This window comes from Sphingobacterium corticibacter (assembly GCF_003076635.1).
Taxonomy (GTDB): Bacteria; Bacteroidota; Bacteroidia; order Sphingobacteriales; family Sphingobacteriaceae; genus Sphingobacterium; species Sphingobacterium corticibacter.
Genome location: NZ_QDKG01000001.1, coordinates 364438 through 387103 on the forward strand (window position 1 = coordinate 364438; position 22666 = coordinate 387103).

13 protein-coding genes are annotated in these 22666 nt (G+C 40.0%); 12 read left to right on the forward strand and 1 reads right to left on the reverse strand.

Translation table 11 applies throughout. From position 1 onward, the window contains the following. Positions 1 to 271 precede the first annotated feature (271 nt). The 5 genes from DC487_RS01650 (at position 272) to rseP (ending at position 6234) form a co-directional block, all read left to right on the forward strand. Positions 272 to 613: a DUF3276 family protein gene (locus DC487_RS01650; RefSeq protein WP_116774223.1), complete on the forward strand. Its 342-nt coding sequence runs from the start codon at positions 272 to 274 to the stop codon at positions 611 to 613. Between the two features lie 126 nt (positions 614 to 739). After that, positions 740 to 2857, forward strand: coding sequence for a S9 family peptidase (locus DC487_RS01655; protein WP_116774224.1), 2118 nt, complete (start codon positions 740 to 742; stop codon positions 2855 to 2857). A gap of 29 nt (positions 2858 to 2886) precedes the next feature. Next, positions 2887 to 3675, forward strand: a complete 789-nt coding sequence (locus DC487_RS01660; protein WP_116774225.1) for a hypothetical protein — start codon at positions 2887 to 2889, stop codon at positions 3673 to 3675. 11 nt (positions 3676 to 3686) lie between these two features. Next, complete coding sequence (locus DC487_RS01665) at positions 3687 to 4841, forward strand: 1-deoxy-D-xylulose-5-phosphate reductoisomerase (protein ID WP_207774287.1); 1155 nt, start codon at positions 3687 to 3689, stop codon at positions 4839 to 4841. Positions 4842 to 4902: 61 nt separating this feature from the next. Continuing rightward, complete coding sequence (rseP, locus tag DC487_RS01670; RefSeq protein WP_116774226.1) at positions 4903 to 6234, forward strand: RIP metalloprotease RseP; 1332 nt, start codon at positions 4903 to 4905, stop codon at positions 6232 to 6234. Between the two features lie 91 nt (positions 6235 to 6325). On the opposite strand, the gene trmD is transcribed toward rseP, so the two are convergent. Next, positions 6326 to 7003: a tRNA (guanosine(37)-N1)-methyltransferase TrmD gene (gene trmD / locus DC487_RS01675; RefSeq protein ID WP_116774227.1), complete on the reverse strand. Its 678-nt coding sequence runs from the start codon at positions 7001 to 7003 to the stop codon at positions 6326 to 6328. 244 nt (positions 7004 to 7247) lie between these two features. Here trmD and DC487_RS01680 point away from each other — a divergent pair, with 244 nt between their 5' ends. The 7 genes from DC487_RS01680 to DC487_RS01710 all read left to right on the forward strand — a co-directional run bounded on the left by DC487_RS01680 (position 7248) and on the right by DC487_RS01710 (position 22500). After that, positions 7248 to 10379, forward strand: a complete 3132-nt coding sequence (locus DC487_RS01680) for a SusC/RagA family TonB-linked outer membrane protein (RefSeq protein ID WP_116774228.1) — start codon at positions 7248 to 7250, stop codon at positions 10377 to 10379. 15 nt (positions 10380 to 10394) lie between these two features. Then, entirely contained in the window at positions 10395 to 11888 is a 1494-nt protein-coding gene (locus DC487_RS01685; protein WP_116774229.1) for a RagB/SusD family nutrient uptake outer membrane protein, read from the forward strand. 895 nt (positions 11889 to 12783) lie between these two features. Beyond that, positions 12784 to 15789, forward strand: a complete 3006-nt coding sequence (locus DC487_RS01690) for a SusC/RagA family TonB-linked outer membrane protein (protein WP_116774230.1) — start codon at positions 12784 to 12786, stop codon at positions 15787 to 15789. A 12-nt stretch (positions 15790 to 15801) separates the two neighbouring features. Beyond that, positions 15802 to 17166, forward strand: coding sequence for a RagB/SusD family nutrient uptake outer membrane protein (locus DC487_RS01695; RefSeq protein WP_116774231.1), 1365 nt, complete (start codon positions 15802 to 15804; stop codon positions 17164 to 17166). A 313-nt stretch (positions 17167 to 17479) separates the two neighbouring features. Then, positions 17480 to 20551 (forward strand): SusC/RagA family TonB-linked outer membrane protein, encoded by a 3072-nt coding sequence (locus DC487_RS01700; RefSeq protein WP_116774232.1) that lies wholly within the window; start codon positions 17480 to 17482, stop codon positions 20549 to 20551. Between the two features lie 17 nt (positions 20552 to 20568). Then, positions 20569 to 21996, forward strand: a complete 1428-nt coding sequence (locus tag DC487_RS01705) for a RagB/SusD family nutrient uptake outer membrane protein (RefSeq protein ID WP_239016295.1) — start codon at positions 20569 to 20571, stop codon at positions 21994 to 21996. 15 nt (positions 21997 to 22011) lie between these two features. Continuing rightward, positions 22012 to 22500: a DUF4843 domain-containing protein gene (locus tag DC487_RS01710; RefSeq protein ID WP_116774233.1), complete on the forward strand. Its 489-nt coding sequence runs from the start codon at positions 22012 to 22014 to the stop codon at positions 22498 to 22500. The last annotated feature ends 166 nt before the right edge of the window (positions 22501 to 22666 follow it).

Below are 22666 nucleotides of genomic sequence, written 5' to 3' on the forward strand. Positions count from 1 at the left end.
CGTTGTGTTTTTGTTCCTTTGATGATTCGAAAGTAGATCGAAAAAATCAGCTTAGCGAGCTGAAATAGGCATCTTAAGGTTTTTTTTCGGTGAACGAGCGCTATCAATCGGTGAAAAATTTTAAGCCCATCGCACACCAAAGTCATTTCAATTACGCGAATATGTAAAAATTAATTTACTTTTTTTTGGACGAAATTTGGCCTGATGATTTTATTTATTATATATTTATAGAAGAAATTAAAGCATAAACTTAATTTATCTGACTAATCTAATGGGAGATTTTGAAAACAAAGAACGCGAAGAGGTATTTTCAAAAAAGGTGAGAGCGGGGAAACGTACTTATTTTTTTGATGTCAAAGCAACTCGATCAAACGATTACTATGTGACCATCACAGAAAGTAAAAAACGTTTCGAAGACGGGCAATTTATCAAACACAAGATCTTTCTTTACAAAGAGGATTTTGAGAAATTCGCAGAAGGTTTACAAGATGTCGTCAGTTATATCAAAAATAACCAAGATGTAGTCGAGAAAAGATATGAAGGTGGCTCTGAAGAAGGTGTATTCGAACGAACTGGCACTTACGGTGATGCCAAAGAAAATTTCTCCTTCTAAAATATGATTATCAAAGATAGATAAGCCACACCATTTGCGTGTGGCTTTTTTTATGTACTATCTTTCGGCAATGCCTGTTGCAGTGCCATATTTTTTCTATTTTCGTAGCAAAACATTAATCTTACTATGTATAAGTTGTCTATAGCAGCGATGATGCTGTGTTTTCTTTCCATTGGTAAATTAGAAGCGCAAACCAAAAGATTGAATTTTGCACAATCTTGGGGTCAGGAAGCTTCGCTCACCAAACCGATGAAGCAATACAAAGGTTGGGCAGATGACAATCATTACATTGTAGGTGAGCATAATGCATTGCACAAAGTGCACGTAAAGACAGGCGCAGCGACGCCGTATAGCTACCCCGCAGATGAATCTACTCGGGTTTCTGTGAAGAACAAAGATGTCGTCATTACATTTGCCGACGGACAGTCGCGTCAACTGACACAATCGCCAGAGATAGAAGAAAAGAATCCGACCTTATCGCCAGACGGGAAATATGTCGCATTCACCAGAGAGAATGATTTGTATGCTGTTGAAGTGGCATCGGGCAAAGAGATACGCTACACCACCGATGGTTCGGATGTGGTGTACAATGGTTGGTCATCGTGGGTATATTACGAAGAGATCTTAGGCCGATCTACCAATTATAAAGCGTTTTGGTGGTCGCCTGATAGTAAACGTTTGGCATTTATGCGATTCGATGATTCAGAAGTGCCGATGTTCCCCATCTATGCTTCGCCGGGTCAGCATGGTTATGTAGAGAAAACACGTTATCCGAAAGCAGGTGACAAAAATCCTAGCGTTCGCGTTGGATTTGTTGAAGTAGCAGGATCACCGGTGGTGTGGGCTACTTTTAATGAGGAAGACGATCAGTATTTTGGTCAACCTTATTGGAGCTTCAATAGCCAATCGATCATGGTGCAGTGGATGAATCGCGATCAAACCAATTTAAAATTCTATCAGGTAAATCCTGTCGATGGCACTAAAGTCGCCACATACGACGAGACCCAACCGACCTGGATCAACTTGGATCATGATGAGCGTATTACGTATCTGGCCGATAACAAACATTACATCTTAAAATCGGATAAAACAGGGTGGGCACATTATTACCTCTACAATCTGGACGGTAAATTGGTGAACGCCATTACGGCTGGCGACTGGCAGGTGAGTAGCATCGCACACATAGACGAGAAGAATAAAGTTTTCTACTTCACCGCTCGAAAAGAAAATTCGGCGACATCGGATCTATACCGCGTTGATTTTGATGGTAAGAATTTTAAGCGCTTAACTTTCGGCAATTATACGCACAAAGTAAAGGTATCGCCCAATGGTAAGTATTTTATCACAGAATACTCAAACGTAGAGACGCCGACTAAGGTAGCTTTAGTCGATCTAAACGGTAAAATAGTGCGCGAGCTGGAAGATAGTAAATCAGCCGATTTTGACCAATATAATGTGGGGAAAACAGCATATTTCACCATCCCATCTGCCGATGGACAGTATGATTTGCCGGTTATCGTAACGTATCCAACAGATTTTGACGAGTCGAAGGAATATCCGGTAATCATGAGCATTTACGGTGGGCCAGATGCTGGTAGCGTGCGCAATACGTGGAAAGGCACGGCGAAGCAATATTGGGCCAACGAAGGAATTATTCAAATCGAATGTGATCACCGCGCTTCGGGTCATTTCGGCAAGCAAGGCGTGGCCTTGATGCATCGTAAATTGGGATATTGGGAGTTGATCGATTATGGAACGGTGGCGCAATGGTTGAAGGCAAAACCTTGGGTAGCAAAAGATAAATTACTGATCACGGGTCATAGCTACGGAGGATACGTTGTGACAATGGCATTGACCAAAGGTTCTGCTGATTTTGACTATGGCATCGCAGGTGCTCCTGTTACGAGCTGGGAATTGTACGATTCGCACTATACCGAGCGTTGGATGGATACACCACAAGATAATCCAGAAGGTTACAAACAAGGCTCGGTGCTTACCCACGTAAATGGGTATAAAGGCGGTCTTCGTTTAATGCATGGTGATTTGGATGATAATGTGCATTTGCAGAACTCGATCCAACTGGTAGATGCACTGACCGATCGCGATGTGCCTTTTGAATTTATGATTTATCCGGGCAGCAGACATGGGTTTGAGCGTCGGAAATCAGCGTACGACTTCAAAGAACGCGTTCGTTTTTATTATGAATATTTGTTAGAAAAACCAGTTCCAAAAGAACTGAAATAGCACCTTATTATTAGACGCCTGTTATGTCTATGTTACAATTTTTAAAGGAAAGTACTTTCCGCGCCAATGACGTCATCACGCGCAGTATCGGTATATTGAGCCGGCACTATATCTCGATTGCCGGTTTGTGTTTACTCTTGTTTTTGGTTTCTAATCTGTCTACGCTCTTATCCATCTATTTCGACGGTTATGCAAACCTCGTGAAGGTGGGCATGTTACTGTTATTCGTATTCTTATACTTTAGTCTACAGCTCGTGCTGTTGAAGCGCGCAGTACATTTGGTAAAAGAAGAACCTTCTATCGGACTATGGAAATATTTACCTTCATTTTGGCAGTTTTCGCAATATATTGGCGGTCTAATTGTGTATTCTGTATTGGCAGGATTTGTCTATCTGCTTATGTACGTGTTATGTTTTCCATTGCTTTATTTAGGTATTGAAATGGATACTGTACGGAATGAAATACATCCTTTCTTGACCGGTATCGTCATGTTGCTCGTGGTGATGCGTACCATATTCTATCCGTTTTTTATCATTGAGCAACAGGCTGGAACTTTTAAAGCCTATAAGTTTAGTGTTGCTCTGACTCGAGGCAATGTATTTCGCTTAGCGGTCATTGTTTTTGCGGTGGCTTTTACGCATTTGCTGATGGTGAGTGCGGATTATTTCGATTACTTTTTGGTGGCCAAGATCTTCAGTGTGATCAACTCTTTTGTCATGATTCCGATGGTGAGCATCGTCATGTCGGTCGTGTATGTAGATATGATGAAGAACTATGCGGGAAGCGACGATCCTTCGCTGATGGATAATTTAATATAGTGTTGAACGATTTGAAGAAGAAAAATATTGCCATTCTAGGCTCAACGGGGAGTATCGGTACACAGGCTTTGGAAGTTGTGGATGCTTTCCCCGATCAATTTATAGTCAGTGTACTGACGGGTGGTCGTAATATTGATTTACTGATAGCGCAGGCCATTCGTTACCAACCCAAGTATGTGGTCGTTGCGCATGATGATGCGGTGCAGCAAGTAAAAACAAATCTTTCTGGACTAAACATCACCGTGCTTTCTGGTCAAGCGGGATTGGTCGAAGTAGTCCAAGATCCAGACATAGAACTGGTGCTAAATGCCATTGTAGGATCGGCTGGTCTGGAGCCTACTTGTAAAGCTATTTGCAGCGGTAAAGACATTGCGTTAGCGAACAAAGAAACCTTAGTCGTAGCCGGCGAACTCGTCATGGGATTAGTGAAAGAGCATGGCGTGCGTATGTTGCCGGTAGATTCAGAGCATTCTGCGATCTTTCAGTGTTTGGCGGGGGAAGCGGAGAATCCAATAGAAAAGATTTATTTGACGGCATCAGGAGGTCCATTCCGCGGGAAAGATCGTGCTTTCTTAGAGACGGTTACGAAAGAGCAAGCGCTAAAACATCCCAATTGGAGTATGGGAGCGAAGATCACGATTGATTCTGCTTCGCTGATGAATAAAGGTTTGGAAGTGATCGAAGCGAAATGGTTATTTGATCTAACAGCAGATCAAATTGACGTGGTCGTACATCCCCAATCCATCATTCACTCCATGGTACAATTTCAAGATGGGTCTATCAAAGCACAGCTGGGACTGCCTGATATGAAATTGCCTATTCAATATGCGATGACCTATCCAGCTCGCTTAGGTAACAATTTTGAACGATTTGACTTTGCCAAGTATGGTTGTTTGGATTTTCATAAGCCGGATATGGAAACGTTTCGTAACTTGCAACTGGCATTTACCGCGATGGAAAATGGCGGTAATCAGCCCTGTGTATTAAATGCGGCAAATGAGGTCGTAGTGGAGGCATTTCTGCAAGATCGAATCTCATTTTTGGGAATGAGTGATGTGATCGAGAAAACGCTGTCTAAAATCGGTAATCAAGCACCTACGACGCTGGAAGATTACATTTTGAGTGATCAAGAAGCCAGAAGAGTAGCTCATACCTTTTTAGATTAAAATGCGTTATTAATATTATTACGGTCTAAAAGGCTGGTTAAAAAATGATTTTAAATTTTCAATGGGAGTATTAGTAATGATTGGGCAGGTCCTCCTTGGACTGTCTTTGTTAATTGTGTTGCACGAGCTAGGACATTTCCTAGCAGCACGTGCCTTTGGTATCAAAGTAGAAAAGTTCTACTTATTTTTTGATGCTTGGGGCGTTAAACTATTTAAATTTAATTATAAAGGCTGCGAATATGGTATCGGCTGGCTTCTATTGGGTGGTTATGTCAAGATTGCGGGTATGGTCGATGAGTCCATGGACACGGAGCAACTGAAGCAAGATCCGCAACCTTGGGAATTTCGCTCTAAACCAGCTTGGCAGCGCTTGATCGTGATGTTAGGCGGTATCATCGTGAATGTCATTGTCGGTGTATTTGTCTTTTGGATGTTGACCTTTCATTATGGCGTAACCGATATTGATAACACAAAATTGGTTGACGGTGTTGTTCCCGGCATTGTGGGTAAAGCTGTCGGAATCGAACCTGGAGATCGTATTTTGAAAGTAAATGGACAGGTGCCGCAACATTTTGCTCAAGATCTTTTAAATACCGATGTACTCTTCGGTGGTGCAACCCTTACAGTAGAACGCAATGGTCAATCTATTGATCTGATGATGCCAGCCGATATGGGCAATATGGTAGCCGAGCATAAAGCAAATGAATTTATCCAGCCGCGTAGAAGAATTGCACGTATTGATGAAGTTGTTGCAGATCTTCCTGCGGCAAAGATGGGAATATTGGCCGGCGATAGCATCGTAAGTTTGAATAATAAACCTGTGCTTTTCCAAGATGAAGTAACCAATACGCTTACAGCTCAGGCAAACAAGCCGGTGCAGGTTGGCGTGATTCGAGATGGTCAATCGGTGGAGCTGTCAGGAAAGGTTTCAGCAGAAGGGACTATTGGCGTCTTGTATAGCGTTGCTGGAAGTTCTCTGCCGATCGTACGTTACGATTACGGTTTCTGGGAAGCATTACCGCTGGGTTCGCAAAAAGCCTTTGGTGTAATTACAGATAATATCAAAGGTTTCGGGAAGATTTTCCGTGGTGATTTGAAAGCCGATAAAGCACTTTCTGGTCCGGTTGGTATTGCTACGATGTTTGGAACGGAAGTGGATTGGGCTCGTTTCTGGAGTTTAGTCGGACTAATCTCTATGGCATTGGCTTTTATGAATTTGTTACCAATTCCAGCTTTGGATGGCGGACATGTGGTATTCTTATTGGTAGAAATGATTCAAGGAAAACCATTGAGTGATGCATTTCTGGAAAAAGCACAAATGGTAGGTTTTTTTATATTAGTGGCCTTGATGATCTTTGTTTTTGGCAATGATATTTTTAAGCTGACGCAGTAAGTCCAGATTTGCCTTAGTCTAAAGGCTGATGCAGTATGGTATAAAAGTAAAACTCCCGATCTTCTTGAAGGTCGGGAGTTTTTTATATGTCTTAGTCATCTAATAAATCGGGTCGTCTTTCCGTCGTGCGCTGGAGTTGTTGCTCGTGGCGCCAGGCGGTAATCTTGGCTTCATTTCCACTTAAAAGAATATCTGGCACACGATGCCCGCGCCATTCAGCAGGTCTAGTGTAAATCGGTGCATCCAACAATCCATCTTGGAACGAATCAGACAGGGCTGAAGTTTCGTCTGAAAGCACGCCCGGAAGTAATCGTACCACAGCATCTACCACAATGGCAGCTGGAAGTTCTCCACCGGATAATACATAATCACCAACAGATATTTCTTGGGTGACATATATATCTCTTATTCGTTGGTCAATTCCTTTATAATGACCGCAGAGAATCATTAAGTTTTTCTTAGCAGAATAGGCATTAGCAATGTCCTGATTAAGCGTTTTGCCATCAGGAGTCATATAGATAATCTCATCGTAATCGCGCTCTGCCATTAGTTTTTCGATACAATTGGCAAAAGGCTCAATCTGCATCACCATCCCCGATCCACCTCCATACGGGTAATCATCCACCGATTTCTGTTTGTTGCTCGAGTACTCGCGCAGATTATGCACGTGAATCTCTGCCAAACCTTTCTTCTGCGCACGCTGCAAAATAGAGTGCGCGAATGGGCTGTCTAATAAATTAGGAAGTACTGTAATGATATCAAAACGCATGGTTACAAAGGTAGGTCAAAATTGTGAGTAGCGGGAGAGGTGGAGGTAGGTTTTATGATACCGTATTGAGACAAAATCTTTGCTATAGAAAAAGTGTGTATTTAAGTCAAGTAATTTTTTATGTCGCAATATTTTTATAAATTTTATTAATATTTTAAATATATTTCTTTTATAATAATATAATTTATATTATTGCCTTATTATTAACAAACTTTAACCAAATATATTTTATAATTAATTGCGTATGAGACAAAGGCTACTACTGCTTATGTTGCTTTGCACCGCTTTTCTCGCTAATGCACAGGCACAAATGCACCGCGTTACTGGGATAGTAACTGGAGCGCATGATGGAAAACCAATAAGTGGAGTCACAGTTTCCGTCGTGGGGACTAGTATTGCTACACAGACTGATCAAGAGGGGAAGTATGTAGTTGATATTTCTGAGGGTAGAATTTTAAAGTTTTCTTATTTGGGCTTTGCTGTTCATGAAATCAATGTCGGGTCGAGAAAAATAGTGAACATTCAATTAGTTTCAAGTCAAGGTGACATAAGTGAGATAGTTGTTACGGGCTACGTGGAGACCAAAAAAGAACGTTTTGCCGGTGCAGCAGTTCAACTAAGTGCAGCTGATGTTACTGAAAATAGGCCTGTTGCGTCGTTTACTCAACTTCTCCAAGGGAGAGCTCCCGGCGTTTTAGTTAATTCTGGTACAGGTCAGCCAGGAAGAAATGCGTCGATTCGTATTCGGGGAGAACAATCAATACAAGGAGCTGGTGCGCAACCTCTATACATTATTGACGGAGTGCCGATTGACGAAACGACTTTTCAAACATTAAATCCTAACGATTTTGAAACTTTTGCTATTCTTAAAGATGCAAATTCTACAGCAATGTACGGAGCGCGCGCAGGTGTGGGGGTAATAGTGATAACAACAAAAAAGGGGCGTGCTGGAGAGACAGTAATAACTGCGCGTGCTCAAGCAGGTGTTACTTATGCGCCAGATTTCTCACGGTTGAACATGATGAGTACTGATCAAATTTTGAACTATCAGGAACAAATTGGACTCGTCACGAATACCAATACAGTGATGCCGGGTTGGTTTTGGAGTAGACAAAATCCAAGAAACAGTGGATTGCCCGAAAGTACCCTACAACGCTACGATTTTATGTTAGATAGTGTCAGAAATATTCAAAACAATCTGCGAGACATTCTCTTTCGAAACGGTCTTTCGCAAATGTATGAAGTGAGCGCAAATGGAGGTGGAGAAAATACTCAATTTTTTACATCTGTCAACTATTTTAATCAAGAAGGTGTAGATCGTACTTCGAGTTTAGAGCGTTTTACTGGGCGTGTAAATTTGAATCATAAAACTGGAAAATTGCAAGTGCAATGGAATACGCAAGGAGGATATTCAGTAATGCGTCAAGCTATAGGAGATATATTTGGTAATAGTGCTACAAATCCATTTCAAATGATTTATCGTGGGATGCCTTATGATAATCCATATAAGGCGGATGGAAGTTTAAACTCGGGGCCTGGTCATACGCCATTGCAAACTAAGCAAATTGCGAATGTGCTTGAACGAAATATGAGTACAATAGATCCGCTTAGGCAAATGAAAATAAATACCTCGTTAGTGCTCAATTACGATATTACGGATCATATTAAGATCAGAAATGCAACTGGTCTGGATCTTTCAAGTACTTTACGAGAGACCTACATGGATCCAGGCTCTTTCAGCGGTAGCCTCCAACCATTTCAAAGTGGATGGGCTAGAGAGAACCAGCAAAATTATTCTCAAATAATTAACACCTCAAGTGTTCATTATCAAAAGAAGTTTAATGAAATACATAACTTAAATGTCGGAGGGTTTTTTGAGGCTATTCGTACTTATTACAAGGGTATGGGGTTTGAATTATATAATCTCAATCCCGGAATGCCATGGACAAGTCAAGGTGCGGGTGATCTTCCAACACAGGGAAATCCGATTATGCCACAACGGGCATCTAGTGCTCGTTCAGGTTATGGTATAAGATCTTTCTTTGGATTGGCAGAATATAGTTTTATGGATCGAATATCGCTAAATGCAAATGTTAGAAGGGATGGGACATCGCGCATTTTAAATTCGGCGAATAATAATATAACTACATGGTCTGTGGGTGGTATATGGAATATTCACCATGAGTCGTTTATGAAAAGCCAAAACTTATTAAACAGTTTGAATCTTCGCGCATCCTATGGTACTGTTCCGAACATTTCCAGTATTCCTATCAACTATTATACAGTTCAGGGTTCTAGTGAGTTAGCGCAAAACCGTGTGCCAAATTTCGGTAGTTCGCAAGAAGCATCATTTGGGACAACTAATTATTCGGGGTCACCGATAACGGGACTGGTTCCTCTGACGCCGGGGAATCCAAATCTTAAAATTGAAAGAATACAGAAAGTTAATATCGGTTTAGATGCAGCAGCTTTTGATAATAGAGCTAGCATGTCCTTTGATATTTATCGTAATCGAACTATAGATTTATTTGTGCGTCAGCCATTAAGTTCTACTTCTGGCTTTTCTAATATGGATGTCAATGCTGGTCAAATGTCCAACAGAGGTATCGAGGGTAGTTTGGGTTATGATTTTATACGAAATCAGGATGTTTCTCTGAATGTGACAGCGCAACATTCTATCAATGTAAATAGAATTGATAAACTAGGTATAGTTGATGAGTATTTTTTAGGTACTTTTTTAATTAAAGAGGGATTGCCTTATGGGTCTCATTACACGACCGATTACTTAGGTGCTCAGCCATCTGATGGTCGACCAATGTTTAGAACAGTAGATGGTGGGATAACTACGGATGCTGCGCAAGCACCATCATTTGCTGAATTCGGAACTTTTATTCCAAAACATATTGGTGGCGTTAGTTTATCATTTCGTTTTAAAGACTTTAGTCTATCTACCCTTTTTAGTTATCAGTTTGATGTAGTAAGAAGTAATAATACACGGAATTGGATCACTCGAGGTACACCGTCGTATGCAAGTGCAGTTAATCAATCAACAGAGTTGATTGGCAATCAATGGATGAATCCTGGAGACGTTGCTTTTTATCAAAGTCCTGAATATGATCGCGCTTTTAGTTCTGCGGACTTGCAAAATGCTAAATTTTTACGATGGCGCGATCTGAACGTAGCGTACACTGTACCGATTACCAAACTTGGTAAGATAAATTCTGTGTTTAAGGGCGCACGCGTGTACGCTAATTTTCAAAATATAGCGATTTGGAGTCCATGGAATGGTGTGGATCCGGAAGATAATAATAACATCAGTTTAGTAGAATACCCTAATCCCAGCATGGCGGTGTTCGGTATTGATTTGAGGTTTTAATTCAAAGTTTTAATCATGAATTTGATAAAAAAAATATTTTTTGCTACAGTAGTTGTTACCTCTACCTTCTCTATATCTTGTTCCAATCTATTAGATATTCGGGATACAGATTATATTGGTGGAGATAATGCTTTGCGGACAGTGTCAGATAATGAAAGATTATTAATCGCTGCTTATGCAGGTCTCCAAGATAGAACCTTGCCAATCACCAGTCCTGAGACAGTAACCGACTATGAGATGAATATTCGTTACAATGGTATCTTGTCTGATGAATTGAAAACCGCTGAGTTCTCAAGTCTAAATACGATGCATGAATGGACTTTTGCATTTGATGATGTAGGACTCAGAGGAAATTTTATGCCAAATGTCACTTATTATAGGGTTATAGATAGGGTCAACAGGGTGCTGTCTGCATTACCTTCAGCTGTGGATGAAGGTAATGCAGATGAAGTTAGGCGCCAAGTGATTCGTGGTGAAGCATTATTCTTGAGAGCATTTTCTCATTTCGAATTGTTTCGGTATTTCTGCAAGAACTATGACCCCAATGGTTTGGGAATGCCCTATCTAGATCGACCTCAATTCAATCCGTTGGAACGACATGCCAGAGTAAATATGGGTGAATACTTTCGGGGAATTATTAATGATTTGGAGGAGTCTAAAGGTCTGGTGGTTGATAATCTAAAAGATAAAGCTAGAGCTAATAGAATAACAGTTTCTGCTTTGCAGGCTCGGGTGGCACTATATATACGGAATTGGGATCAAGCAATTTCGTACTCTACCGAGTATATAGACGCATTACCATTGGCTACAAGAGATAGATTCATTGGAATTTGGACAGACCAAAATACAGATGAAGTTTCTTGGCAATTGACACGAACAATCGCAAATCGTTTCGGGAATTTCTTTAGAAGTGTTTCATCAACTTCTGCTGGACAACCAGTTTTGGGAACCATATCTTGGGTGCCATCAGATAAATTATGGAATGCGTATGACGCTTTGAATGACGTTCGTTTCGATGCTTACTTTGTAAACGAACCCCTGCTTAATGTAACTAATCGATATTCTAAAATATTGAAAAAATTTAATGGATCTGGTTATGCAACCACCAATGAGAATGTTGCTAATATAAAAGTTTTTCGAACTGCTGAGATGTATCTTATTCGTGCCGAATCGTATGCAGAATTAGGTAATTTAGCGAATGCATCTACTGATCTTGATGCATTAAGATTTGCGAGATTACTTAACTATAATCCTGTTTCATTAAATTCTCGTCAACATGCAATCGATGAAATCCTTTTGGAGAGATTCAAAGAGTTGGCTCTTGAAGGACATCGTTTTTGGGATTTGAAGCGTAAAAGTTTACCTGTTGAACGTTTGCAATCTGATGCGCCTCAATCGACTTCTCGGATATTGCCGGCTAATAATTTTAGATTTGTGCTTCCAATACCTCGTTGGGAAATGGAGGCGAACCCGTTAATGGTACAGAATGAAGGATATGCTAGTAATTAATTCTAGTAGCGTAACAGGAAATGACTGACCTTTGAAGGTCTTCTTCATATGGACGTATTAAATGATCTTTAGCAATACGTTCGAAAACCTAGCTCCAAATTTGCGAGCAAATTTTACAATACTACCCGTAGATTCTGTCCAATAGCATCATATCCATAAAATATGATGCTATTTTGGTTCACAGTTTTTGAAACAAGGTGAATTTTCTAATATACTCTAAAAGTAACGTACGATTGTTTTTCCAGAATTACTTCTTTTCGACGCAAAGAAAGGTTTATATTTTGAATGAAATTACATGACTAAAAGATATTACCTAAAAATATTGGCGCAATCAGGGATAGTCAGTTATATCTTACGGTTAACTGCTATTTGAGTGCTTTATACGTAATACGAATGAAAGGAACTTATGTGTTCAAAGCTCGTGTGGTTCGCTATGAAACTGCTTATAAGGGTTTTGTAATTTTACGTGCGAGTTTTTCTTTTTTGGTGTTAGTTACAAGATGGAATATTAATATACTGTTAAATACACCTGCTCTCATAAATGATAATTCGATATTGTATGAGACAATTTTATGAAGAAACTTGAATTTTAAAGCGGATAAAGTGTATTTTTTCAAAAATGAATTTGTTGTAACACGAGTTACTGTGACAAATTCTATGTTTTTTCATAAAAAAATAAAAAAAATATAACACTGTACAATAAATTGTAGGGTATTTATATGTTCTTTAAAAGATAAAATAATTCTTTAAAAGATTTATGCGTGTTGTTTGGAAAAATGTTATGAAACTTTGGCAATAAACGTTCCAAAAATTACTGGTACAACCTTTTTAACATTTTTTTGCATTATTAATTTTAATGGCTACTATTGGCCAAAATTAACTAAACACACACTCTATGAAAAAACAATTACTCAGTTTTTTTGTGCTCTGCCTTCTATCCATTGGGATAGCTAGTGCACAAAATCGCACAGTAACCGGTAATGTAACTGCAAGTGCAGAGCGTTCGCCTTTAAGTGGCGTTTCTGTAACGATTGTAGGTACATCATCAGGTACGCAAACAGATGATTTGGGAAATTACTCAATCTCTGTTCCTGCCAATGCTACATTAAGATTTTCTTATGTAGGCTTTAACTCAAAAAACGTAGTTGTTGGTACTCAATCAACGATTAATGTCGGGTTAGATAACGAATCATCTCTAGATGAGGTAGTTGTAGTGGGTTATGGTACTCAATTAAAGAGAAACCTCACAACTTCTATCTCTACCGTCGGCGCTGCTGAATTAAAAGATATTCCAGTTCCAAACATTCAACAAGTATTACAAGGTAAAACCGCTGGTGTCATGGTTACATCTGGAGGTGGTCGCCCTGGTGCACCATTAGCGGTACAAATTCGTGGTCGTTCTTCGATCAACGCCGGTAACAATCCACTTTACGTAATTGATGGAGTAATTATGGCGTCTAACAATGATTTTACGCCGAATGCAGTTGGAGCTGGTATTTCACCACTTGCAAACTTAAACTCCGAAGATATTGTATCTGTTGAAGTCTTGAAAGATGCTGCAGCAGCATCTATCTATGGATCAAGAGGTTCCAATGGTGTTGTTATTATTACAACAAAAGGTGGTAATAAATCGGGCAAATCGCAAATAGCGGCATCTACTTACACTGGATGGCAATCTCTTACTAAAAAGCGTGATTTATTGAACTCGACAGAATATCGTACATTGTACAATGAAGCTGCTACTAACGCTGGTTTAGCTCCAGTGTTTACACAAGATCAAGTCGCTAACCCAGAAAATAATGTAAACTGGTTAGATGAAATCCTTGCAGACGAATCGAATGTGACTTCTGCCCAAGTTTCAGTAACTTCAGGTGGTAATGAAAATACGCAGTTTTATACCTCTTTCAACTACTTCAATCAGGATGGTATGCTTCAACGCGGTGGTTTTGAGCGTTATGCGGTAAGAGCTAATCTAACACACCGTATCAACGACTTTATCACCTTAGGAAGTAATACAGCACTTACAAGATCTATGAGAGATGAGACGCCAGTTGATAACAGTATCTTTTCTCCATTTCCACGTGCTTTAGTTGCTAGACCAGATCAACCAATCTACAATGCAGATGGTACATTCGCAACTAATAGTTATAACAACCCTTTACACATGTTCCAATCACAGAATTTTGTGAATTTGGCCAATGTGTTTAACTCTTCTTACTTGCAGTTTGATATCGTATCAGGATTGAAATTTAAAACCGCTGTTGGTATTGATTATAGTTTCCTAGATCAACGTATTTACAATCCTATTACATCTCTATCTGGAATGGGAAGTAATGGTTCGGCAGCTTCTGGTACAGCACAAACTCGCAACTTTTTAGCAACTCAAACTTTATCTTACGATAAGTCTTTTTATGACAATCGTCTAGATTTGAATGCGATTGCCGTATATGAGTACCAAAGAAATCAACGCGAAAACAATCGTGTAGATGGAAACAATTTTCCATCTGACTTAACTCCTTATTTAACATCTGCTGCGGCTATCACTGGTGGTACAGCTAACTTTACAGAATTCTCATTAGCATCTGCTTTAGCTCGTGTTAACTTGGGATGGGACGGCAAATATTTGTTCTCTGCTTCTATTCGTAGAGATGGGTCATCTAAATTCCCTGAGTCAGGTCGTTTCGGTTATTTCCCTTCAGTTTCTGCTGGTTGGGTCATGTCAGAAGAGAATTTCTTGAAAAATGTTGACGCGATTAGCTTACTGAAAGTACGTGCTTCTTATGGTTCTACTGGTAACCAAGAAGGAATCGGAAACTTTGCTTTCAGACGTACAATCGGTGGTGGATTCAACTATTTTGACTTACCAGGTTTTGGTCTTTCAGCAATTGGTAGTCCTAATTTGAAATGGGAAACTACTAATCAAGTAGATGTCGGTATTGACTTAGGTTTGTTCAATAACAGATTAGAGATCGCGGCAGATTACTACAATAAAACCACTAAAGATTTATTGTTAAATAGACCTATTCCTTCCACAACAGGATTCTCTACAATCTTAGAGAATATTGGTAACATTAAAGGTTCTGGTTTTGATTTTCAAGTGACTTCACGTAATTTCAGAAATGCTGATTTTACATGGTCTACTTCATTGAATATTTCAACATACCGTAATGAGGTTACTAAATTATTTAATGATCAACCAATTGATCAAGGTTTCGTAGTTCGCCATGCCGTTGGACAGCCTTTAGGTTCATTCTTCTTAATCAAATCTCTAGGTGTAGATCCAGAGACAGGTGATATGATGTATGAAGATTTTGATGGATCAGGTACAATTACATCAGCAGACAGACAGTTTATGGGTAATCCACTACCTAAGTTCCATGGTGGCTTCACGAATAACTTCTCTTACAAAAACTTCGACTTAGATGTGTTTTTCCAATATAGCTATGGAAATGATATCTACAACCTAGGTGCAGAAGGTACTGGTGGTTACGGAAGTATGGGTGCAGTGGTAAGTGGTACTGCTCCAGCAACAAACATGTTCCGTGATTATTATTTGGACAGATGGACTCCTGAAAATACGAATGCAGAACAACCAAGAGCAGTAGGTGGTGTAAGAGGTACATTCAATTCTCAACGTTCTTCAAGATTCTTAGAAGATGGTTCGTATTTACGTCTTAAAACGTTGACATTAGGATATAATCTGCCAAAAAGCTTAATTCAGAACGCGAGATTCACTAACGTGAGAATCTATGCTAGTGCTTATAACTTGTTGACATTCACTAAATACACTGGTTTTGATCCAGAGGTGAGTTCGGAGCTAACCGTGTCAAATCTAGGTGTTGATCAAGGTTCTATTCCTCAGTTCAGAACATTCATGTTAGGTATCAATTTAGGACTATAAAAGACTTTAATAATGAAATTCAATATATTTAAAACAATATGTGCTGTCGGTGTTGTAGCATTCCTGACATCATGTGATAGCAAATTGGAGTTACTTCCGAGAGACGCTGTGTCTCCAGAGTTGGTCGGTGGCCCAGAAGGAGAGAAGCTACTAAATGGTATTTATGACGCATTTCAAAATGGTAATTTAGGTTCTGGGTACGCATACCTTAGTTATGTAACAGAAGACTTATCGGCAGATAACTTAAAATACCGTGCTACGTTTTTCCAACATGGTGAGGTGGATAATAATGCTATCTTGTTAGAGAATGTCTTAGTATCCCGCTATTTTAATTTCCCATACGTAGCGATTCAACGTGCGAACGATTTAATTGAAATTGTAAATAATGCTGCTGGGATTGATGAAGCTAGTAAAACCAAACTTTTAGGTACAGCTTATTTCTTTAGAGCTTATGGATACTATCGACTGGTTACTATATTCGGTGCAGTTCCTATCGTGCCTAATAGAGATATTGTAGAATTACCACGTAATTCCGTTGATGAAGTATATGCGCAGATAATCAGTGATCTAGAGGCTAGTATTGCAAATCCAGCGCCATTTTCAAACAGTAATTATGTCTCAGTCGAAGCTGCGAAAGCTTTATTAGCTCGTGTTTATTTGATTAGAGGTGATAAAGCATCTGCTAAACGTTACGCTTTAGAAGTGATTAACTCAGGTAAATTTGCGATTGAGTCAAATTACGCAAATATGTTTACTACTCCTTTCACTTCTAACGAGCACATCTTCAAAATTGCTAATACAGCAGTTGAGGGAGCAAATGCTTTAGATTTCTTCTTACAACACCCTGACATGCCAGGAGGTGGACGTGCTGAATTGCCAGTTGATGAAAGTTTGATCGCTGCTTATGAGTCTGGGGATACCCGTAAGGCTGCATCTGTTACAGAGATCGTAGCGCCTGCAGCTAATCCAGGATGGTATTCTAAGAAGTATCAAGATCCATCTGGAAATGGTGCGCATCCTTACTACATTTTGCGTTTAGCGGAAATGTACTTAATTGCAGCTGAAGCTGATGTAGAAACTGCTCCAGCAACAGCATTAACTAATGTTAATATTGTACGTACGAATAGAGGTCTTAACGCTTTAACTTCAGTAACGCTTCAAGATATAATCAAAGAGAGACGGGTAGAGTTTGCTTTTGAGAACCTAAGATGGATGGATATGCGTCGTACGCCTTCGGCAACAAATCCAACTAAATCTATGGCAACCGTTTTCTTGGAGGCTAAGGGCAGAAGTGCTAATGATGAATTGTATCCAATTCCTCAATCAGCTATTAATACCAATCCATTGTTATTACCTAACAACCCAGGTTATAATTAGTGGTTTTGATTTAAAAAAGTCGTTTTTACGATAATTATTTTAGGGAGCTCGCTTATCTACTTAAGCGAGCTCCCTTTTTTATTGGAATTTGGGTAGAAATTATGGAATGCTAGCGTGCATGGTATTTTTTTTAGAAGTTTTCTTTTTTAAATACTGCATTTTCATGTTTAAACTTGTTTATTTTTTTGTTTTGACAATTTTGGTGCGTTTGTTTTTGTCATTTAGCAATTATTACTATGTTTGCAAGACTTAGTTGTAGCACCTGCTACAACTAAAGTGACTAACAACTACATTATATTATTAACACACATCTATGCAAAAACAACTACTTAGCATTGTAGTGCTTTTCTGTCTATCTATTGGTATGGCATTAGCACAAAATCGAACCTTATCTGGTAGGATAACGGATCAAGAAGATGGCTCGCCAGTAATTGGTGCATCCATTTTAATTGAAGGTACATCTGTCGGTACGCAGACAGATCGTGATGGTCGTTATACAATTACATTTGCACAATCCGCAAAAAGAGTAGCGATTTCTCATGTAGGCTATCTTTCACAAACCATTTCTCTAACCAATCAAACAGTTTTGGATGTTAAATTGACTTCTGAGGCTTCGTATCTAGATGAGGTGGTGGTTACAGGCTATGGCACGCAACGTCGAGGCGATATTGCTGGTGCCATTTCGCGGGTTAATCCAAAAAACATTGAAAACATGCCCGTACAATCGATTGACCGTGCTTTGCAAGGACAAGCGTCGGGTGTTCAGGTCAATGCCTCCAGCGGTGTACCAGGCGCAGCGGTTCAGATGCGTATTCGTGGTACGGGATCGATCTCTGCTGGTAATGAGCCATTGTACATCGTAGATGGTGTACAGATGAACACAGGTACGTCCACTTCTTTCGTCAACTCAAATCCATTGGCATTTTTGAATACGAATGATATTGAGTCTATTTCCGTACTGAAAGATGGCGCAGCAGCAGCCATTTATGGTGCTCAGGCAGCAAATGGCGTAGTATTAATTACCACTAAAAAAGGTAAAGCTGGACAGAGTCAGATTAACTTCAATACTTTTTTTGGATGGACCGAACCCATGCCATCTGTGAAGATGATGAATTCTCAACAATTCGCGCAAGCGCGTGGTGAAGCCATCTGGAACAGAAACCCAACCAGGACTGATGAAGCAAATCGAAATGCTTGGTTAGATGCTTTAGGTTTACCGCGTACTACCACGGATGCCGAAATAGCCGCATTACCGACATATGACTGGCAAGATGCTGCATTCCGTAATGGTAAAAATCAAAACTACGAATTGTCGTTTTCTGGCGGTAGCGAACGCACTACTGTTTTTATGTCTGGTTCGTATAACAAGCAGGAAGGAGCAGTAGTTGGGATTGATTTTAGCCGCGGTACTGCATTGGCTAACATTAGCCACAAAGCCTTGGATTGGCTAACTGTAGATTTCAACGCTAAGTTATCTTCTGTAACACAAAATGGTATTACAGGAAGTGGATCTTCTTCAGGAGCTTTTGCTGCGCCACAGTACTCAGCGCCGATGATGCTGCCTTATGTACCGATATACAATGAAGATGGTACTTTTAATGCACCAACAACAAACCTTCCCGGTGATATGGGGCATAATTCAATTTTTGCGGCCTCGGTAAACACAATCCGGAGTAACACCAAAGCCGTTGTTGGTAATACGGCATTTACAGCGAAAATCATAGATGGTTTGACGTTTCGTTCGTTTTATGGTATTGACTATCGTATGATTGCTTCCCAAAATTATACTGACCCTCGAACCATTGATGGTTTTTCGAGAAATGGTTTGTTGCAATTGGATAATTACGAGAATGTTAACTTCTTGACTAACCAGACGTTCAACTATAACAAAACTTTTAATACCGATCACACCGTTGCTGCTATTTTAGGAGCTGAGTACAGACAAGATAATCGCGATTACCGTTTTATGTCGGGCGAAGGTTTTCCAACTTTTCAGTTCCGTACGATGCAGTCTGCTGCGAATCCAGTAAGTGTAACAGGTAACTATACTGGTTATAAAACTGCTGGTATCTTCGGAAAGGTGAACTACGATTACAAAAAGAAATATTTCATCGGCGGTGTTTTGCGCTATGATGGTTCTTCTCGTTTCGGTGCGGATAACCGTTATGGATGGTTCCCAGGTGTATCTGCTGCCTGGGATATCAATCAAGAAGATTTCTTGAATGATATAAATTGGTTATCGCAGTTGAAATTAAGAGCCAGTTATGGCCATACCGGTAACTCTAATATTGATAATTTTGGATGGAGAGGATTATACCAAGGTTTGGGAGCTTACAATGGCCAACCAGGTATTCGTCCGTCAGGTATTTCTAATCCAGAGTTGAAATGGGAACGTAATATTACCACTAACTTAGGTCTGGATCTTGGATTTTTTGATGGTCGTATTACTGCAGAAGTTGATGTTTTCCGTCGTCTCAGTACGGACTTGTTGCTTGATCGGCCGCTACCTTATACATCAGGTTATGCAGATGTAAGTTCGAATATTGCCGAAGTAGAAAACCGTGGTCTAGAGCTTACGCTGAATACGATCAATGTACAGGCTAGAGATTTCCGTTGGACCACTAGTTTCAATGTCACCTTTATGGATAACAAATTGTTATCATTATACGATGGCTTAGAGGTGTTGCCAGGCGAGCAGTCAATCCGTGTGGGTTACTCCTTAGGTTCTCAGTTTTACGGAAGATATGCTGGTGTGAATGCAGCGACAGGAAAAGCAATGTGGTATGATAATGCCGGAAACATTACCTATTCGCTAAGAAACCCCTTGGATTATACTGTCCTAGGAAACAGCTTAAGTGATAGTTACGGAGGCTTTACAAATACATTCAACTACAAGGGAGTGGAGTTATCTGCTTTTTTCCAATACGATTTTGGACGTATGCTGTATAATAGTCAGAATGCTTTTTGGTATCGTAACGGTGCTACTTCCAGAAATGGTTTGGTGGATGTTTTTGAAAGACGCTGGCAAGAACCAGGCGATATTACATCAGTACCAAGGCCGATCGATGGCGGTGCAGAAGTGGGTATGGCCAATGGATATGGTACTAGTAGCCGTTTCTTAGAAGATGCATCCTACATTCGTTTAAAAAATATTAGTCTTTCGTATACCTTGCCTACAGAGTTGGCATCTCGCCTTCGCGCTAGACAATTACGCGTATATGCGCAGGGAACAAACTTGTTCACATGGACGAAATGGACTGGTTACGATCCAGAATTTGGATCAACAGGGACGAATTCTGAGCGCGGTACTACCGTACAAGGATCAACTCAAGGTGCTATCCCGCCATTGAAGAGTTTTATCTTCGGTCTACAATTGGGCTTTTAACTAAACACGAAACTAAAATGAAGAAAAATATTCTATATATAATGTTAGCTGGCACGTTACTTTTTAATAGCTCATGTGACAGCTTACTGGATGTCGATCCGCAGCAGTCGATCGATTCAGAAACAGCATTAACCAGTGAAAATGCCGTAAATGCGGCAGTGAATGCCGTCTATTCTCGATTTAGAGAATTAGGTCTGTACGGTCGCGACTTATTAGCCATTCCCGAATTATTAGCGGACGATGCTATCAATACTGGTGCCGGCAACCGTCTGGTACCACAGGCAAATAATCAGCCTGCTGCACATATGCTAACAGCAACTTGGCAGATGAGCTACTACGCGATTAATCAAATCAATTTGGTATTCGAAGCGCTAGAAGCACTTTCTGCTACTGATGAGTACAAGGCAAATATTGCAGGTCAGCTACATTTTCTAAGAGCACTTAGCTACCACACATTGGCCAAATGCTATGCCTATGATCCAACAGCTATTATTGAAGAATCAAATAGAGGGAGTGTGCCCATCATCACAAAAGGTGTGCTAACATTGGATCATATTGCATACAATACGCGTCCTACTATTGGCGAAGTTTATGATTTCATATACGCTGATTTGGAAAATGCAATCACCAAATTACCTAACAATACATCGGTCTACGGTGCTTCAAAATCAGCAGCACATGCACTTTTTAGTCGTGTAGCATTGTATCGTGGTGATATGACCAAAGTAATATCGGAAGGTACCGCGGCAATAGCTACCGGAGGTAAAACCTTAGCACCTACCAATGCTTTTGTGCAAACGTGGCGCACGGTAAACAATCCAGAATCTTTCTTTGAGGTGGCATTTACCAATACGGCCGACAATATTGGTGTGAATGAATCGCTACGTGCAACCTATACCACGCGCCTCACTCCAACTGCTACGTCCGGATCAAACCACGGAAATGTGGTTTTGAATGACGCTTTCTACGCTTTGTACGGTGCTAATGATGTTCGTCGCGATATCATATTACGTGGCTTGACTACGGCAAATAGAACGCGGTGGGAAATTACAAAATTCATTAGTAGAAGCGGTGTCAATAACATGGATAATGTGCCTGTTATTAGATTGCCAGAAGTAATTTTAAATATGGCAGAAGCTTACGCTACGGCAAATAGCCCCGTATACAATGAGGCTTCTGCTCGTACTCAACTTAACTTAATCAGAAATCGAGCGGGTATTGGTCCTTCCACTGCGACTGGGGCAGCATTATTTGAGGATATTATTATGCAGCGCCGATTAGAATTGGCTTTTGAAGGTCATCGTTTCTTTGATTTGAAGCGTCTTGGGCGAGACATCATCAAACCTACGGGAAATGTAGCATTTACAGATTTCCGAATTTTGGCCAATATTCCTGTTCGTGAAGCGGCTCCAAATACACAAGTTGTACAGAACCCTGGTTATTAATTTAGATACTTTATCATGAGATATATAAAATTTATTATTTTGGCATTAGGCATTCCGATGCTTCTTAATTCCTGTATGAAGGAAACAGACAAAGATTTTTATTTTACCAATGCATTAGCTGAATTTGACTTAGCAACCAATACAGCAAATGCGCCAGGCGTCAATTATCCTCTGCTAGCAGCTAGACTTAGAGGTTCAGGTTTGATTTCGTATCGTATAAACCTGCTTGGTCAGCAGCTGAGCGCTGATCAAGCAATAGCATTACGTATAAATGGAGAAAGTACGACTGCGGTAGAAGGAGTTCATTATCGGTTGCCTAATGGTTTGAACGCAACATTTCCAGCTAATTCGAGCTTTGCGAATTTGGATGTAGAAGTTTTGGATTTTCCTGCACAAACGACAGGAGCGGCTAATGTAGTATTGGTCTTCGAAATAGTGGGGAATGACGTAGTCAAGCCAAGCGAAAATCATAAAAGTATTGGAGTCCAAATCAACGTTCGTTAGGTTTTAATAAAACAAAGAAAATCATCATTTATAAAGGGCTGTCGTTTAAAACGACAGCCCTTTTTTGCTATGGAGAAATAGTTGATCAAAAGGTTGTTAGTCTATATTTTTATTTTCAAATAGAATAACTCTCTGATATCTAAAGCTTGAATTTAGATTTTATTTA

Excerpts from the sequence above, each read along its gene's own strand:
- DC487_RS01650 (WP_116774223.1), top strand. The coding sequence starts at position 272 with ATGGGAGATTTTGAAAACAAAGAACGCGAAGAGGTATTTTCAAAAAAG.
- DC487_RS01655 (WP_116774224.1), top strand. The coding sequence starts at position 740 with ATGTATAAGTTGTCTATAGCAGCGATGATGCTGTGTTTTCTTTCCATT.
- DC487_RS01660 (WP_116774225.1), top strand. The coding sequence starts at position 2,887 with ATGTTACAATTTTTAAAGGAAAGTACTTTCCGCGCCAATGACGTCATC.
- rseP (WP_116774226.1), top strand. The coding sequence starts at position 4,903 with ATGGGAGTATTAGTAATGATTGGGCAGGTCCTCCTTGGACTGTCTTTG.
- trmD (WP_116774227.1), bottom strand. The coding sequence starts at position 7,003 with ATGCGTTTTGATATCATTACAGTACTTCCTAATTTATTAGACAGCCCA.
- DC487_RS01680 (WP_116774228.1), top strand. The coding sequence starts at position 7,248 with ATGAGACAAAGGCTACTACTGCTTATGTTGCTTTGCACCGCTTTTCTC.
- DC487_RS01685 (WP_116774229.1), top strand. The coding sequence starts at position 10,395 with ATGAATTTGATAAAAAAAATATTTTTTGCTACAGTAGTTGTTACCTCT.
- DC487_RS01690 (WP_116774230.1), top strand. The coding sequence starts at position 12,784 with ATGAAAAAACAATTACTCAGTTTTTTTGTGCTCTGCCTTCTATCCATT.
- DC487_RS01695 (WP_116774231.1), top strand. The coding sequence starts at position 15,802 with ATGAAATTCAATATATTTAAAACAATATGTGCTGTCGGTGTTGTAGCA.
- DC487_RS01700 (WP_116774232.1), top strand. The coding sequence starts at position 17,480 with ATGCAAAAACAACTACTTAGCATTGTAGTGCTTTTCTGTCTATCTATT.
- DC487_RS01705 (WP_239016295.1), top strand. The coding sequence starts at position 20,569 with ATGAAGAAAAATATTCTATATATAATGTTAGCTGGCACGTTACTTTTT.
- DC487_RS01710 (WP_116774233.1), top strand. The coding sequence starts at position 22,012 with ATGAGATATATAAAATTTATTATTTTGGCATTAGGCATTCCGATGCTT.